The 15,681-nt window shown below is 74.1% G+C and carries 12 protein-coding genes and 1 pseudogene; 5 read left to right on the top strand and 8 right to left on the bottom strand.

What is annotated here, in order from left to right; genetic code table 11:
- Positions 1-53: 53 nt before the first annotated feature.
- Both PUR61_RS24310 and PUR61_RS24305 read left to right on the top strand, forming a co-directional pair.
- On the top strand, positions 54-1,208 hold the full coding sequence (locus tag PUR61_RS24310) for an inorganic phosphate transporter (protein WP_329881498.1): 1,155 nt from the start codon (positions 54-56) through the stop codon (positions 1,206-1,208).
- A complete protein-coding gene (locus PUR61_RS24305) occupies positions 1,205-1,474 on the top strand; it encodes a hypothetical protein (protein WP_329881497.1) in 270 nt (89 codons plus the stop codon). The genes PUR61_RS24310 and PUR61_RS24305 overlap by 4 nt, the downstream gene beginning before the upstream one ends.
- A 188-nt stretch (positions 1,475-1,662) precedes the next feature.
- On the opposite strand, the gene PUR61_RS24300 is transcribed toward PUR61_RS24305, so the two are convergent.
- The 7 genes from PUR61_RS24300 to PUR61_RS24270 form a co-directional block, all read right to left on the bottom strand.
- Positions 1,663-2,685 (bottom strand): ABC transporter ATP-binding protein, encoded by a 1,023-nt coding sequence (locus tag PUR61_RS24300; RefSeq protein WP_443035226.1) that lies wholly within the window; start codon positions 2,683-2,685, stop codon positions 1,663-1,665.
- Complete coding sequence (locus PUR61_RS24295) at positions 2,682-5,519, bottom strand: hypothetical protein (protein WP_329881496.1); 2,838 nt, start codon at positions 5,517-5,519, stop codon at positions 2,682-2,684. The genes PUR61_RS24300 and PUR61_RS24295 overlap by 4 nt, the downstream gene beginning before the upstream one ends.
- Before the next feature lie 94 nt (positions 5,520-5,613).
- Positions 5,614-8,979, bottom strand: a complete 3,366-nt coding sequence (locus tag PUR61_RS24290; RefSeq protein WP_329881495.1) for an FtsX-like permease family protein — start codon at positions 8,977-8,979, stop codon at positions 5,614-5,616.
- Positions 8,980-9,212: 233 nt separating this feature from the next.
- A complete protein-coding gene (locus PUR61_RS24285; RefSeq protein WP_329881574.1) occupies positions 9,213-9,848 on the bottom strand; it encodes a LysE family translocator in 636 nt (211 codons plus the stop codon).
- Positions 9,849-10,092: 244 nt separating this feature from the next.
- Entirely contained in the window at positions 10,093-10,638 is a 546-nt protein-coding gene (locus tag PUR61_RS24280) for a dihydrofolate reductase family protein (protein WP_329881494.1), read from the bottom strand.
- The gene (locus PUR61_RS24275) at positions 10,635-11,564 is read right to left on the bottom strand and encodes a haloalkane dehalogenase (protein WP_329881493.1); all 930 of its coding nucleotides are present in this window, start codon (positions 11,562-11,564) and stop codon (positions 10,635-10,637) included. Before PUR61_RS24275 ends, PUR61_RS24280 begins: the two co-directional genes overlap by 4 nt.
- A gap of 41 nt (positions 11,565-11,605) precedes the next feature.
- Positions 11,606-12,421 (bottom strand): SDR family oxidoreductase, encoded by an 816-nt coding sequence (locus PUR61_RS24270; protein WP_329881492.1) that lies wholly within the window; start codon positions 12,419-12,421, stop codon positions 11,606-11,608.
- A 107-nt stretch (positions 12,422-12,528) separates the two neighbouring features.
- On the opposite strand from PUR61_RS24270, the gene PUR61_RS24265 reads away from it, so the two are divergent.
- The 3 genes and pseudogenes from PUR61_RS24265 to PUR61_RS24255 all read left to right on the top strand — a co-directional run bounded on the left by PUR61_RS24265 (position 12,529) and on the right by PUR61_RS24255 (position 14,932).
- A complete protein-coding gene (locus tag PUR61_RS24265; RefSeq protein ID WP_329881491.1) occupies positions 12,529-13,107 on the top strand; it encodes a TetR/AcrR family transcriptional regulator in 579 nt (192 codons plus the stop codon).
- A 368-nt stretch (positions 13,108-13,475) separates the two neighbouring features.
- Positions 13,476-14,075: pseudogene (locus tag PUR61_RS24260) on the top strand (helix-turn-helix domain-containing protein); the annotation flags it as partial.
- 38 nt (positions 14,076-14,113) lie between these two features.
- A complete protein-coding gene (locus PUR61_RS24255; protein ID WP_443035229.1) occupies positions 14,114-14,932 on the top strand; it encodes a CapA family protein in 819 nt (272 codons plus the stop codon).
- 123 nt (positions 14,933-15,055) lie between these two features.
- Here the strand turns inward: PUR61_RS24255 and PUR61_RS24250 are convergent, their stop codons facing one another.
- Positions 15,056-15,283 carry a hypothetical protein gene (locus tag PUR61_RS24250; protein ID WP_329881489.1) on the bottom strand — a complete coding sequence of 76 codons (228 nt, stop codon included), beginning with the start codon at positions 15,281-15,283 and terminating at the stop codon, positions 15,056-15,058.
- Positions 15,284-15,681 lie beyond the last annotated feature (398 nt).

Below are 15,681 nucleotides of genomic sequence, written 5' to 3'. Positions count from 1 at the left end.
GCCGAGCCCTCGGGGGAGCGGACCGGTACGGACGACAGGTTAGGTTCGGGCCCGTGACCGGCAACGACGCGGTTCTGGTGTTGGTGGTCGCCACCGCACTGGGATTCGACTTCACCAACGGATTCCATGACACCGGCAACGCCATGGCGACCTCGATCGTCACGGAGGCGCTGCGCCCGCGTGTCGCGGTCGCGCTCTCGGCGGTGCTGAACCTGGTCGGCGCGTTCCTGTCGACCGCGGTCGCCGCGACCATCGCCAGTGGCCTGGTGCAGAGCGGCGACGTGACCCTGGTGGTGGTGTTCGCGGGCCTGGTCGGCAGCATCCTGTGGAACCTGGCCACCTGGTACTTCGGCATCCCGTCCAGTTCCTCGCACGCGCTCATCGGCGGCGTGGTCGGGGCCACGATGGCGGCGGCGGGCGCCTCCGCCGTCAAGTGGCAGGGGCTGGTCTCCAAGGTGATCGTGCCCGCCACGCTGTCCCCGTTCATCGCCGGCACGGTCGCGGTGGTCGGCACCCACCTCGTCTACCGCCTCACCCGTGACGTGTCCGAACGCGCGCGTGACCACGGCTTCCGGATCGGCCAGATCGGCTCGGCCTCGATGGTCTCCCTCGCCCACGGCACCAACGACGCGCAGAAGACCATGGGCATCATCACGCTGGCCCTGATCGCCAACGGCACCCTGCACGCCGGGGCCACGTCCCCGACCTGGGTCATCGCCTCCTGCGCGGTGGCGATCGCCCTGGGCACCTACCTCGGCGGCTGGCGGGTGATCCGGACGCTGGGCAAGGGACTGCTGGAGATCGGGTCGCCGCAGGGCATGGCCGCCGAGTCGGCCTCGGCCGCGGTGATCCTCTCCTCCACCGACTTCGGCTACTCGCTCTCCACCACCCACGTGGCCACCGGCTCGATCCTGGGCGCCGGGGTCGGGAAGAAGGGGGCCGTGGTGCGCTGGAACACCGCCCGCCGGATGGCGGTGGCCTGGCTGTTCACCCTGCCCGCCTCCGCCGCGGTCGGCGCCGCGGCCTACTGGGCCGCGCACGGGATCGGCGGGACCCTCGGCGTCGTGGTGATCTTCATCGCGCTGCTGCTGGCCTCGACCGCCTTCTTCGCCGCCTCCCGGCGGACGCCCGTGACGCCGGAGAACGTCAACTCCGCCTGGACCGGCTCGCTGGCCCCGACACCGGACGTGAACGAGGCGGCCTCGTGATCGACTGGATCAACCTGGACGCGCTGTGGAAGATCGTCGTGGTGGGCCTCCTCGCCGGCGCCGGCCTGCCGGCCCTGTTCGCCGTCGGTCTGCGCGCGCTCAACCCGCCGACCCACCCGGGTGCGCCTGCGACTGCGACTGCGTCTGCGACCGCGGCCGGGCGGCCGACCGCCGGGCCGGCCGGCTACGCGGCGGCCGGCCTGTGCTTCGCCGTCGTGCTCGCCGCGATCGGCTGGGGCATCTCCGTCATCGTCAACCACAGCTGAACGGCCCCGCCGTGCCGGAGGGCGTCCGTGGTGCGTCACGACGCCCCGGTGACCCGCCGTCCGGACCCGCGACATCTGCGCCGGGCCAGGGGGACCGCCCGGGCCCGCGCCCACCTGACCGTCGCGGCCGAGACCTCCCGGCGGACTCGGTGCCGCGGTACCGGGAGGATCAGTCCGTCGAGCCCGCCTCAGCCATCGGCTCCCACGTCCTCGGCGCCCTTGTTCCCGGCGTCCTCGCTCCCGGTTCCGTCGGCCTCGGTGGCGGTCGGCGGGCGGCCGTGGTCGGGCCACACGGAGATGTGGTCGCGTTCCAGCACGAGTCGCACGCGGTCCGCCAGGCCCAGCGACTCGGTGAACTCGCGCGGCAGCTGGAGCCGGCCGACCCGGTCCAGCACGGTGTACTCCTGGGCGGTGAGCGAGCCGTCCGTACTGGTGACGGCCACGTGGCGCAGCACCTCGGTCGACGTGCGCCCGTCGCGGATCCGTACCGTGCGACGGACCTGGTCGGCCACCAGGGCGTCGTGGGTGACGATCAGCACGGTGGTGCCCAGCTCGCTGTTGGCGGTGCGCAGGGCGGTGAAGATCTCCTCCGAGGTGGCGGTGTCGAGTTCGCCGGTGGGTTCGTCGGCGAGCAGCAGCCGTGGTTCGTTAGCCAGCGCGATGGCGATCGCCACACGCTGTTGCTCGCCGCCCGAGAGCGCGGCGGGGGTGCGGTCCGCGGCCCGGGCGATGCCCATCAGGCCGAGCAGTTCCATCGCCCGGGCGGCGCGCAGGCGGCGTGGCACACCGACGTATCCCATCGGCAGCTGGACGTTCTCGCGGGCCGTCAGGTACGGCAGCAGGTTGCGCGCGGTCTGCTGCTGGATCACCCCGACGGTCCGGCGCCGGTAGGCGGTCCGCTCGCGCCGCTTGAGCCCGCCCAGGTCGGTGCCGGCCACCTCGGCGGTGCCCGCGCTGGGGGTGTCCTGGCCGGCCAGGATGCCGAGCAGGGTGGACTTGCCGGATCCGGAGGCACCGACCAGGGCGAGCAGCTCGCCCTCCTGCACGGTCAGGTCGAGCCCCTGCAGGGCCTGCACCTCGACCCCGCCGCGGGCGGTCGCGCCGGTGCGGAAGATCCGCACGAGGCTCTCGCACGCCACGATGGGCCGGTCGGTCCCGCGCGCGGGTCGTTCGGCACCGGCCGCGGGTCGATCGGTGGGACGGGTGTTCACAGGGCCTCCCCCAGTCGTAGCACGGCGCCCAGCCCTCGGCGGCGGCCGATCGCCGCCTCCAGGACGGCGGCCGTCGTCATCAGCACGGCCAGCGCGACGCCGAGCCCCGCGGTGATCGTCCAGTCGATGTGTACGGCGGGCTCGAACGGCCCGCCGGTGATGGCCCCCAGCCGCAGGCCGGATCCGAGTGCGACGGGCAGCAGCAGGCCGAGCGCGGTGCCGCCGACCGCCGCCGCCAGCACCAGCGGCACCAGCTGGAGCAGTTGCAGGCCGAGCACCGCGCGGCTGCCGATCCCCAGGGTCCGCAGGTAGGACGTGGTCCGGCCGCGTTCGGTGGCACTGAGCAGCAGGTCCAGGGCGAACGTGCCGAGCGCGAGCAGCAGGCCGAGCGCGGTGGTGGCCCGGAAGGCGAGCCGGGCCGAGTGCGCCAGCCCGTCCGACCGCAGCGTGTCGCGTTCGTCGTCCCGGTCGCGGAGTTCGACCGACGGCCCGGGCACGCTGCTGGGGGCGAGGTGCATGGCGGCGCCGACCCGCACCGCGGCCGGGTCCAGGGCCGGCCCGCCGGCGGCCGGGTAGAGCAGGAGCGCGGAGGGGTGGTTCTTCTGGGCGGGCAGGCGCTTCGCGGACGGGCCGGTGAACACCAGCAGGGCGCCGGGACGGGGTCCGTCGCCGAGCACCGGCCCGAGGACCGGGTCGCGCAACGCCTCCTCGGACAGGGCGCCGACCACGTGGACCAGGATGCGGCCCGTCCCGAGCGCGGTCAGTTCGAAGGTGCCGTCGGGGACCCGGGCGGCGAGCTCGGGGTCGGCCAGCGCGGTGACCACGGGGACTTCGAGGTCGGCGCCGGTCCGCTCGATCGGCGCGTCGGCGCCGTCGGCGGCCAGCAGGGCGCGGGCCATCGGGGAGGACGGGTCGGCGGCGCTCAGCGCGGCGGCGTCCAGCCCGACGAACTGGGCGCCCGGGAACGTCGTGCCGTCGTCCTGCGAGGTGAGTTCCCCGCTCGCGCCGGTGACGGCCACCTGGTGCCCCACGGAGGCGACCGGCGGCAGGTCCCCGGCCACCTGGTCCTTCGGTCCGACCAGGGCCATGGGCGCCCCGCCGGTGTGCCACTGGGCGATCTGCTTCTGTCCGTCCGCGAGGGTGCGCGGAATCAGCCCCCCGTAGACGCCGTAGCCCATGGCCAGCACCAGGACCAGCAGGGAGAGCGCGGCCGCGCCGCTCTGCGCCCCGGCCCTGGCGAGAGCCACCAGCGGGACCAGACCGCGCGATCGCTGCGCCGAGCGGGTGGCCCGGCGGACCAGCGGGGGCAGCAGCCGGAGCAGGATCCCCACCGTGATCAGTGCCAGGAGTACCGGTGTGAACGCGAGTTGGGGGTCGATGCCGGTGCCCGCGTAGGCGCTGCGGGTCCGCAGTGCGACCAGTCCTCCGGCGGCCAGGAGCACGACCAGGGCTTCCAGGACGATTCGGCGCGAGCGCGGCAGGGGCCGGGTCCGCCCGGCGGAGGCGAGCAGGACGGCCGCCGGTGCGCACCAGACCAGCAGGGCGGCGACCAGGACGGGCACCCAGGAGCCGAGGGCGGCGCCCTGCGGCGCGAGAGCGCGGCCGATCGCCCAGCCGGCCGCGACCCCGGCGCCGACCGCCACCGCGGCCTCCACCAGCAGTCGGCCCGCGATCCCGAGCAGCCCGGCGCCGCGGGAGAGTTGGAGCGCGAAGGCGCCGGCCCGGCGGCGGGCCCCGAGCCGGGCGGCGGCGACCGCGGTGGCCACCACCATGGCGAGCAGCCCGGCGAGTGCGAAGCTCTGGAGCTGCTCGGTGCGTTGGCGCTGGACGGCGAAGGCGTCCAGCTCCGCGCCGAGCCGCTCGGTGGGGTTGACCGAGGGCACGATGTGGCCGGTCAGCATGCAGGCGTCCACGAGGCCGAGCCCGCACAACGCGTCCGGGCCGGCCTTGCGCAGTGCCTTCAGGCCGGATCGCATTCCGGCGATCCCGGCCGAGGTGGCGGCCGGTCCGGAGCGGTCGGTGGTCACCGGCAGTTCCCAGGCCACTGTGAACGCGAGGCTGTACTTGGCGATCAGCTCGATCCCGCCGGCACTGGTCAGCATCTGGCCGGCCAGTTTCTGGCCGGGGTCATCAGGCAGGATCCACGGGGCGACCAGCATCGGGGACTGCTGCCAGAGCCGCTTCGGGCCGAGGTCGGTACGGAAGACCCCGACCAGGAGCGCCGGGGCGGGCGATCCGGGGGCGGTGGTCGACAGATCGAAGTGCTGACCCACCGTCAGATTAAGTCTCTCCCGGGTGGCTTCGGACACCGCGACCTCGATCGGGCCTGCCTGGCCGGGCGGGACGAGCAGGTCGGCTCGGGGTTGCTGCGGCGCGCGGCCCTGGAGGTACTCGACCGCCCCGCCGGTGGCCTCGGGTTGGGGGTAGACGAGGCTGAACGACGGCGGCTTTCCGTAGGGCATGGGCATGCCGGGACCGCGTGCCGACGCGTCGAGGGTGGCGACACGGGCCCGCGGTTTGCCGAGCACGGTGGCCAGTGGGGAGGTCGCCGCGGTGCGCACCCGCTCGCCGAGCTTGTCGAGGTCCCGGTCGAGCGAGCCGGGGTCCGCGGCCGGCAGCCACGGCATCGGGGCGGTCGTGGTGGTGGCGGAGACCAGCGGCGCGTCCCGCTGGGCGCGGACCACCCGGTCCGCGAGCGTACCGGCCGCGAGCCGGTCGAACTGCGGCGGCCAGCTCAGCGGGATCGCCGTGAGCAGTGCGGCGAGCAGCGCGAGCACGGCCGAGACCGGCCAGGCGATCCGCGCCTCGCGCCGGATCAGGCGCAGTGTCAGCATGTGGGGCTCCCCCCGTCGAAGCGTCCGTCCTCGCGCACCCGGCCGGGACCGTCCGTGCGCCCTCGGCCCGCGCACCGCCGACCCTCCGCCGGGCTCATCCGTCGTCCCCCGCGCGCAGGGCCCGGACCAGGTCGACCCGGGCCAGCAGACGGGTGAGGACCAGCACGGCGAGGGTGAGCAGCAGCCCCCCGGCCAGCGCCGTGAGTACGGCGGCGGGCCGGCCCGGGTCGGCCACGATCGCCGGGAAGACCGACCCCCCGTAGTCCTCCAGTACGGTGAGCGCCAGCAGCAGGGCCGCGAGCAGCAGGCCCAGCAGCCCTCCGAACAGCACCGGAAGCACCGTCACCGCCACCTGTTCGGCGCGCAGCAGCGCGGTCAGCTCCGCGCGGCGGACACCCAGCGCGCGGAGCACCGCGAACTCCCGCCGGCGGGAGCGGACCGTGCTCACGGCGTGCAGGGTCAGCGCGGTCACCGCGAAGAACGGCGCGGTGACCAGGACCAGCAGCCAGGCGCAGCGCAGCCCGGCCCGGAACGGGTCGTCCGCCAGGCCGCCGGCGACCCTCAGGGCGCTCTGCGGCCGGCCGAACTCGCCGCGGCCGTCGACGGCGGCCCAGGTGGCCTCCGGGTCCGAACTGGCGAGCCACCACCGGGTGGCGACGGGTGGGGCGGCACCGGTGAGCGTGCGGTGCGCGGCGAGTGCGCGCACGTCCAGCAGGAGGTGGCCCTGGCCCCGGGAGTAACCGGGCAGCACGTCGACCTCGCCGGTGATCCGGACCTTCTGGGTACTCTGCCCGTCGCGCTCCCAGTTGAGCGGAACGGTGTCGCCGACCCTGGCGTTCACCGCGTCGAGCAGCACGCGGTCCGCGAGTACGGGCAGGATGGGGGGCACGGGCAGGAAGGCGCCCCCCTGCACGGCGCGGAGTTCGGGCACGCTGTCACCGCTCACGGGCTGCACCGCGAGGACCGCGTCCGATCCCGCCGGATCGGGGGGGTTCTCCGGCAGGTGGGATCGGATCACGGTGTGCAGCAGGTCGGACCCTTCGCTCTGCCAGGTGCAGGCCTCTGCCTGGGAGGCGATGTCGTCCGTGGGACGGCGTTCGGTGCCGGGGCAGTCGAGTGCGACCGGGGTGGCGAGGACCTTGCCCGAGCGGGCCCAGTTCTGCCCGGGCGGGAGCGAGAGGTCGGTTCGTTCTCCCGTGGCGGTGACGGCCGTGACCTTCGGCAGGCGCAGGTCGAGGGTGGAGCGCAGGAGCGTGCTGCCGGGGAAGTGGATTCCGAGCCGGCTGAGCGTCAGCGGACGGGCCCGCCGGTCGCTGTCTGCCAGGGCGAAGGTCAGCGAATGGGGGAGGCCGTCGGTCGGCAGGGGAGCGGTCAGCTGATCGGTCAGTCCGTCGGCGTCCTGGATCCAGAGCTGCAGGAGCAGACCGGGTGCCGGGATCGGCAGGTCGGTGCTCGCCCGGACGGTCACGTTCAGGGCGGCCGGCTCGCCGGGCAGGACGAGCCCCTGGGCGGGCACGGCGGTCAGGGGGGCCAGCAGCTCCTGGAGCGGACGGGCGGCCTGGTCCGGGCGGAGGCGCGGCAGCCCGGCGGCGGAGGCGGCCGTGGTGTCGACGGCGACCGTCTGTACCACGGTGGTGCCCAGGTAGGCGGTCTGCTCGGACACCGGGGTGAGGCTCGTCACGCCCGGGAGGGCGGCCAGTGCGGCGTGGCGCTGTCCGATCGCGCCGGACACTCCGGACAGCCGCAGATCGGCGCCGACCGCGTAGGCCGCCCGGTCCCGGTCGCTGGTCGGCAGTGCGGCCAGCACCCCGGCGGCCAGGCTGCTGCAGGCCACCGCCAGCAGCGTCACCAGCACCGGCACCGACTGGCGGCCGGCGTCGCGGCTCAGCCGCCAGGCGCCCAGGGGCAGGACCAGGCCGCGGGCCCGCCGGGCCGACCGCTCCAGCAGCCGCCCCACCGCCGGCAGCACCCGCAGCATGAGGACGGCCCCGGCCACCGCCATGACCAGCGGGGCGAGTACCAGGGTCAGGTCGACCGAGGAGTCGAACCCGACGCCGGCGTTCTTCACCACCACCCCCTCGTAGTGGTCGAGTTGGAAGTATCCGAACGCCGCCACGGCGAGCAGTGCCAGGTCAGCACCGGCCCGCTGCAGACCCAGCCGGCGCGGACTGCGTGCCCGCAGTGCCCGCTGGGCACCCGGGTCCATCGCCTGCCGGGCGAGCGGCAGCAGCAGGGCCGCGCCCTGCACCAGGAGGACGAAGCCGGCGGCCCACCAGACGGTTCGGCCGTCGCCTGCGGCCAGGCCGTCGGCCCCGACGGCGCGCAGCACGGCAGCCAGCAGCGGCTCGGCCAGCAGCACCCCGCCGACCGCCGCCGGCACCGCGGCCAGCGCCCACTCACCGGCCGCCGCCGCGAGCAGCCGCGCCGCGCCGGCACCCCGGGAGCTCTGGAGCGCGTGTTCGCCGGCGACCGCGTCGGCCAGGCGACGGGCGGTCAGGACGAGGACCACCGAGGCGAGCAGGGCGAGCAGGCCGAGCGGTACGGCGATCTCGGCCCTGGCCGTCAGGACCGGCACCACCTGCCGGTCGACCGCGGCGGGCAGTGTACTGCGTACCGCGGTGTCGGTCAGGGCCGGTTCGGCGCCGCGGTAGACCGAGCGGGCCGTGTCCGAGCGGGCGAAGACGGTCACCCGGTCGCGCAGCGCGGTGAGTTCGGACAGGCTCGACCGCCCGGTGTCGGGAAGGGCCAGCCAGACGGCGAGCATACGGCCGGTGAAGCCGGGCAGCGCGGCCAGCCGGGCACCGTCGACCAGCACGAGGGCCTGCTCCGCGGCGTCGGGGCCGCCGAGGCCGGTCCAGAACGCGGCGGCGTCCGGGTCCGGCCGGTAGACGCCGGTCACGGTGAACCGGAGCGGTTCGCCGGTGCCGGGCGTGCGGATGGCCGTGGTGCTGCCGCTGTCCAGGCCGAGCCGGTCGGCGGTGGTCTCGGGGAGGGCGACGCGCAGCCCGTCGCCGGCGGCCGGGGCGGCCTCGGGCGCGTCCGGCCAGGTGCCGCTGCGCAGTTGGGCGAAGCGGTCGGGAGCCGGCAGCACCGCCAGGCGGCCGGAGAGCACGGTTTCGGTGGCCCAGCAGCGCCCGTTGGGCGGCAGCGGGAGGTCGACGGTGCCGATGCCGCGCTGCGCCGTCTCGGTGCGGAACGGGGTGCCGGCCATGGTCCGGACCAGTGCCGAGTGCACCGCGCGGTCGGCCGCGGGCAGGCCCGGCGCCGTCCAGCGTGCGGTCACCTCGACCGAGCGCCCGGCGTCGGCGTCGAGCCGCTGGCGCACTCCGGCGGTGGCGGCCGACTGGGCCAGCCCGGTCACTGCGGACAGCACCGCCGTCGCCACCAGGATGCTCACGGCCAAGGCCGCCAGTACCAGTCCGTGCCGGCCGATCCGGCGCCTCACCCCCGCCAGTACCATCCATCGCTCCCCTCGGCACCCTCCGGAGATGGAGGGGCGCGCGTCACGAGACCAAGTGCGGTACAGAGTCGGGGTCTTGTCGCCACGGCCTGTTTTTGGTCTGGACCAATCGAACCGGCCCCATCTTGCACGACGGTCGGCCGGTCCGGCCGCGGGATGCTGCTTTTGCCTGGCTTGTCTGCCCGTAGAGGCAGCGGGGGCGCCGCCAGGCCGGGACGCGGCGACGTGGCCGGCTACTCCGGGGCGGTGACCAGCCGGACGGCCAGCGCGCCGAAGACGGCACCGCTGAGGACGTTCAGCCCCCGCGCCACCCGGGTGCTTCGACGCAGGAGAGCCGCCAGTCTGCCCGACAGCACGCCCACCGTGATGTCGACGGCCAGCCCGACAGCCACCATCGTCAGGCCGAGGAGCAGGAGTTGACCCGTGACGTGCCCCAGGCCGGGGCTCACGAACTGCGGCAGGAACGCGATGTTGAACATGATCACTTTGGGGTTGAGCAGGTTCGTCACGGTGCCCTTCGAGAAGGCGCGCAGCCGGCCGGGCACGGGGGCCCCGTCGTCACCGCCGTCGGCGCCGAGGGGCGACCGGTCACGGAACGCCTGGACGGCGAGGAGGACGAGATAGGCCGCGCCCGCCCAGCGCAGCACGTCGTAGAGCGCCGGCAGGTGGGCGAACAGCGACGACAGTCCGAGCATGGCGGCCAGGGCGTGCACCGTCGCCCCGAAGGCCACTCCCAGGGCGGCCATCACCCCCGCGGCCGGCCCGCCGCGGCCGCCCATGGCGACCACGAACAACATGTCGGGGCCCGGAGTGACGCACAGGGCCAGTGCGGCGGTCACGAAGGCCAGGTACAGCGGAAGGTCCAACATGACCAGCATCCATTTCTCCGTGCTTCACGGGTGCGGACCGGACGGGCCGTCGGGAGGGCCGTCGGATCAGGTGCGCGGCGACCGCCCGGGTGGGGCGGCCGGTACGGGGTCGGGCCCGAGGGATGGACGGTGACGACCCGTCGGTCTGTGGTTTGCGGTCTGTGGTCTCCGGATCCGCGCGGCCGTCCGGCGGTGCCCGCTCGGGGTGCCTGCCCGCAGCACGTGGCGGGCAGGCACCCTCCGGTCAGGCCGGCCGGTAGCTCAGGTCCAGCACGCCGGTGGAGAAGGCGGTCGAGCGGGTGAGCTGCAGCGGCACCCGGGCGGAGCCCTCGGCGAAGAGCCGCAGCCCGGTGCCCAGCACGATCGGGTGGACGAGCAGGCGCAGCTCGTCGACGAGCCCCGCCTCCAGCAGGGTGCGGGTCAGACCGATGCTGCCGGTCAGGTTGATGTTCCCGCCCGGCTGCTGCTTGAGCTCCTTGACCGCGGCGACGACGTCGCCCTCGATGACGGCCGAGTTGTTCCAGTCGGTGCCGGTGAGGGTGGTGGAGGCGACCAGCTTGCGGATGCCGTTGATGGCGTCGGCCATCTCACCGCTCCGGTGCGGCCAGACGGCGGCGAACGTCTCGTAGGTCTTCCGGCCCAGGAGCAGCGTGTCGGCCTCGGCGTGCATCTGGCCGACCGCGGCGCCCATCTCCTCGTTCATGAACGGGAAGTGCCAGGTCTCCGGCGCCTCCACGACGCCGTCCAGCGAGATGAACAGGCCGGTCACGATCTTGCGTGGTGCGGTCATGCGAATCCTCCGGGGAGTGGGTGGTGCTTCGGGTCTCGCCGGGCCTCGTCGGGCGAGGGGTCGCGGCGAAGCTTGTGGCGGTCCGCCCAGGCGGCGATCGCGGCGGCGATCGCGAGGGGCTGGTCCTCCGGCGTGTGGTGTCCGGCGACCGCGTCGCTGTGCTCGATGTCGAGGCCGGCGATGTTCGCCGCGCACCAGTCGACGATCTCCGGGCCCATCATGGCGCCGGGGCCGGGCGCGAAGGCGATCAGCAGTTTGGGGACGTCCGCGCTGGTCGCCAACCAGCGGTCGTAGGCCCGGATCCTGGCCACGACGTCGGCGGGTTCGCCATCGAGGGGCATCGACCGCGGCCACTGGAGCAGCGGTCGGCGGCTCTCCCGGGTGGGGTAGGGGCGGCGGTAGACGTCCAGATCGGCGGGGGAGAGGGGAGTGGCGACCGAGCCGGGCAGCAACTGCTCGACGAAGGCGTTGTCGTCGAGGATCATGGCCTCGCCCACCTGGGGCGTCCTGATCGCCCGGAACAGCCGGCGGCCGCCCTCGGGGAACTCCTCCCAGGCCATCGGCTTGACGATGGTCTCGGTGAACGCGATGCCGCGCACACGCCCGGGGTGCCGGGCGGCCCAGTCGAACGCCAGGGCGCCGCCCCAGTCGTGCCCGACCAGCACCACGTCCTCCAGGCCGAGTCCGTCGAACCAGGCGTCCAGGTAGCGGGCCTGGTCGGCGAAGGTGTACGCGAGGTCGGGCTTGCCGGACTCACCCATGCCGATCAGATCCGGGGCGAGGAGCCGGCCCGGCGTGCCGACGGCGGGGAGGACGTCCCGCCAGAGGTGGGAGGAGGTGGGGTTGCCGTGCAGGAAGACCATCGGCGCACCGGCGCCGACCTCCCGGTGGAACATGGTGGAGTCGAGTACGGGTCGAACGGGCAAGGCGCTACGTTCCTCTCAAGTGCGCGAGCCGGAAGGGTGGTTCAGCGGAAGGCGGGGGCGGTGCGGCCGGCCCACTCCGCGAAGGTCCGCGGCGCCCGGCCGAGGACGCGCTCGACGTCGGGGCTGATCGCCTGCTCGGCGGGCAGCGGCTCGCCGAGGATGGCGAGGGTGCCCTCCACCACCGGCTCGGGCATGAACGCCAGCATCTGCGCGCGGGCCTCGGCGCGGGTCTGCTCGACGAACCGCACCGGAGCGTCCAGCGCCGCGCCGATCGCCGCAGCCCGTTCGCGCGGGGTGACCACGGCCGGTCCGGTGAGCTCGTACGTCCGGCCCGCGTGGCCGTCCTCGCGCAGGACCGCGGCCGCGACCGCGGCGACGTCCGCCGGGTCGACGGTGGGCAGCCCGACGTCGCCGAAGGGCGCGGCGGCCGTCCGCTGCGCACGGATCGACTCGGCCCAGGCGAAGGCGTTCGAGTTCAGGCCGCCGGAGCGCAGGATCGTCCAGTCGAGACCCGAGCGGTGCACGGCGTCCTCGAACGCGGCGGGGTGGCCGTAGACCTCCGGCCGTGTCCCGGCGCCCTGCGAGGAGAGCAGGACGACGCGCCGCACCCCGCTCGCCGCGGCGAGATCGAGGACACCCTGCGGGTCGTCGCCGGCGACGAGCAGGAACAGGGCCCCGGCTCCGTCGAGGGCGGCGCCCAGACTCTTCGGGTCGGCGAGGTCGGCCTCGACGTGCTCGACCCCGTCAGGCAGTCGACCCGGGTTCCGGGACACGGCCGTCACCTGCTCGCCGGCTCCGACGAGGAGCCGCACGAGCTCCTGGCCGACGTTTCCGGTCGCACCCGTCACGACAATCACAAGAACCCCCATAGGCAAGGCAATCGGGCGGGCCAGCCGGATAAGTTAGTTGGCTGACTCAGATGAGACAGTAGCCGACGCCGCGTCAGGCGTCTACAGTCAGTCAGGTGACTGACTCAAGGAATACCCGGCGATCGTCGGGCAAGCGGGAACGGCTGGCGGCCGCCGCGGCGCAGGTGCTGCACGAGAAGGGCGTCGAACAGACCACGCTGGCCGACATCGCCCGGGCGGCGGACGTCCCCGTCGGGAACGTCTACTACTACTTCAAGACCAAGAACGAGCTGGTCGAGGCGGCCATCTCCGCGCACGCCCAGGGCCTCCGGGCCGTGATCGACACGCTCGACGCCCTTCCCGGGCCCAGGGAGAGGCTGAAGGCGCTCCTGAGCGGCTGGGTCGAGCAGCGCGAGCTCACCGCGCTCTACGGCTGCCCCACCGGAAGCCTCGCCTCGGAGCTCGACAAGCGGGCCGACGGCCTCGACGAGTCCGTCGCGGAGGTCATGCGGCAGCTCATCGACTGGGCGGAGGTCCAGTTCGAGGCGATGGGCCGCGACGACTCCCGTGAACTCGCGGTCGCGCTGGTGGCCGCGTACCAGGGGATCTCGCTGCTCACCAACACCCTCCGCGACCCCGAACTGATGGCCGTCGAGGGGCGCCGGCTGGAGCGCTGGATCGACTCGCTCGCCTGACCCGTCACCGGCGCCCGCCGGACCCCCGCCCGCGCGGCTCCCGGCGGTGCGGGCGGCGGGTCCGGTGCCGCCGCGGAACGCGCGCTCCGGGCCCGGCCGGCGACGGGCCGGGGCGCGCGGTGGATGAGCTTTCCCATGATCTTCAGCCGTTTCTGTCGCGCCGGGTGCCACGCGGCTCCCGGCGCCGCCGGATCGAGGTGGCCGCGAACGGCGGGCACGGTGCGGCGCGGTGGTGCGGGGCGGCGTCGCCCCCGGCCGGGTCGGTTCGTTGCCCGGGAAGGAAAAGCTATGTTGCGTTCACTGTGGGGTCAATTGACATGAGGGGGAATTTCGGTGCTTAATCCACCATATCTCGCGCAATTGTTGCAATGGAAATGCCGATGAATGCAACCGGAAGCGGTGGCTCATTGCAATGGCATGGCGGTGAACGCACCTTGATGCCGCCCTCAGGACCACGTACGCGACCACATCAGGAGCGACCGACCATGCCCCGAGGCAGGCTCACCCACCAGGACCGCCGACAGATCGCCGCAGGGCTGGCCGACGGACTCTCGTACACCGAGATCGCCAAAGGGCTGGAGCGGCCGACCTCGACCGTCACCCGTGAGGTCACGCGCAACGGCGGCCCGAGCGGCTACCGCGCCGACGGCGCCCAGCTGGCCACCCGGCGCCGGGCCCGCCGCGGAGCGGCCCTCCCGGCGGCTCCCGGGTCGGCCGGGGCACCCGAGCCGCCCGACCCGGCGTTCCCGCAGGAACTGCGGGCGTTCCAGGAACAGTTCATCGGGTTTCTGGTCAACGGGGGCCTCCCGCGGATGCCGGCAGGTGTCCTCGCCTGCCTGTGCACCAGCGACCACGGAAGCCTCACGGCGGCGGAACTCGCCGAACGTCTGAAGGTCAGCCCGGCCACCGTCTCCAAGGCGGTCGGCTACCTGGAGGGACAGGAACTGATCCGCCGTCGGCGCGACCCGCGGGAACGGCGCGACACGTACGTGATCGACGAGGACGTCTGGGTCCGTGCGATGATCGCCGGCGCCCGGGTGGACACCGTCCTCGCGCAGGTCGCGCGCGAGGGTGCGGGAATCCTCGGGGTGAAGTCGCCGGTCGGTCGCCGCCTCGACGGCATGGGGGCGTTCCTCGACCACGTCGGCCAGGACCTGATCCGGGCGGCCGAGCGCTGGCGGCACGGCTGACCCCTCGCGCGGCGTCCTCCGTGCGCCGGGGTTCTCCGTGCGCCGGCTACCCGGCCTTCAAGTCGCCGCCGCAGGTCGCCCGGGCACTCAAGGACGCCGGTTACACCTCCTGCGACACCGCCTCCAACCACACCCTCGACGACGGGGCGGCCGGTATCCGGTGCACCCTCGACGCGACGGACGCCGTGGGCCTGGCGCACACCGGCTCGGCCCGCGACCTGTCCGCCGGGCAGGGCGAGGGCCGGTCCGACATCGACCTGGTCCTCGGTACACACGCCCACATCCCGCAGGCATACGAGAAGATCAACGACACCTGGACGGTGTACGGCCTCGGCGACCAGCTCGCCGGGCACATGTTCACCTACGACGGCGCCGAGGACCCGCGCGGCAACGGGAGCTCGATCGCCCGCTTCACCTTCGCCCCGCCGGGCGCACCGGGGCGGCGATGGACGGTCGCCAAGGCCGAGTTCGTCCCCCAGGTGACGGACCTCGGCCCGCCCTACCGCGTTCTCGACCCGCGGGAGGCCGCCCGTAGTGACCCCGGTCGGGCCGACTGCGCCCGGGCGCTCGCCCACATCCGGTCGGTCGTGCTGAGCCGGGGCGCCGCCTCGGCCGGGCTGACCATGGCGCCGTGAAGCCGCCGGCGCCCCACGGACCGCGTCACTGCGCGGTCGGACGTGCGGGTGCGACGGCGGGGACGGTGGCGCGGCTTCGCGCCAGGGTGTGAGGAGGCCCCGGGCCGCCCCGGGGCCTCGTGGTCAGAGCTTGAACATCGAGGTGTACGGCTGGGTGATGCGTTCCTGCCGTGAACCGAAGTCGACGAGTACGGCGATGTCCCCGTCGCCTTCGACCTCGATGGCACGGCCGAGGCCGTAGCGGTCGTGGGTGACACGGTCGCCCACGGCGAACCGCTTGCGAGGTGCCTCGGCAGGAGCTTTGAAGGGGCTGGTGGGCAGGGGCCGGCGGACTGCTGGTGGTTTCGTCATTCCCCTCAGTATGCGCCGGAAATTGCGGGAGCGGACCCTCGGGTTGACTTCGATTCGGTCAAGCCCGAACGCCGTTCCCACCGTTCGAGCCCGCCGCCGTGCCGGCGGGGGGCGGGAGCGGTCGGCGGCGGCCGTCGCGGGGCCGGTGGCGCGGGGGCGCGCCCGTGCCCCGTCCGCTCCCGGCGATGTCGCACCGGCGAGGAAATTTCCGGCGGGGGGAGGAGTCCGTCGGGGACGGCAACGTCCCTGGTCACGCGGTGTGCCGCTGCCTCCGGCGGGTCGGATCGGCGGCCCGAGGGGGGAGGCTCCGGAGGAACCGGGAGCCAAAGGTTCCACCGAAGCGGGCTCGGGCCTGCTAGAGTCGCTGTTAGTTGCAGTAGTGGTTCCCATGAACTTTG

Origin of the sequence: Streptomyces sp. BE20, assembly GCF_036322525.1 — a bacterium.
Taxonomy (GTDB): domain Bacteria; phylum Actinomycetota; class Actinomycetes; order Streptomycetales; family Streptomycetaceae; genus Kitasatospora.
Note: the sequence above shows the minus strand (reverse complement) of the source record. Positions and strands in the feature narration are given on the sequence as shown.

What these genes read in the sequence shown, in the direction of transcription:
- PUR61_RS24285 (WP_329881574.1), bottom strand. Translation starts at nt 9,848, where the DNA reads ATGTTGGACCTTCCGCTGTACCTGGCCTTCGTGACCGCCGCACTGGCC.
- PUR61_RS24290 (WP_329881495.1), bottom strand. Translation starts at nt 8,979, where the DNA reads ATGGTACTGGCGGGGGTGAGGCGCCGGATCGGCCGGCACGGACTGGTA.
- PUR61_RS24280 (WP_329881494.1), bottom strand. Translation starts at nt 10,638, where the DNA reads ATGACCGCACCACGCAAGATCGTGACCGGCCTGTTCATCTCGCTGGAC.
- PUR61_RS24250 (WP_329881489.1), bottom strand. Translation starts at nt 15,283, where the DNA reads ATGACGAAACCACCAGCAGTCCGCCGGCCCCTGCCCACCAGCCCCTTC.
- PUR61_RS24295 (WP_329881496.1), bottom strand. Translation starts at nt 5,519, where the DNA reads ATGCTGACACTGCGCCTGATCCGGCGCGAGGCGCGGATCGCCTGGCCG.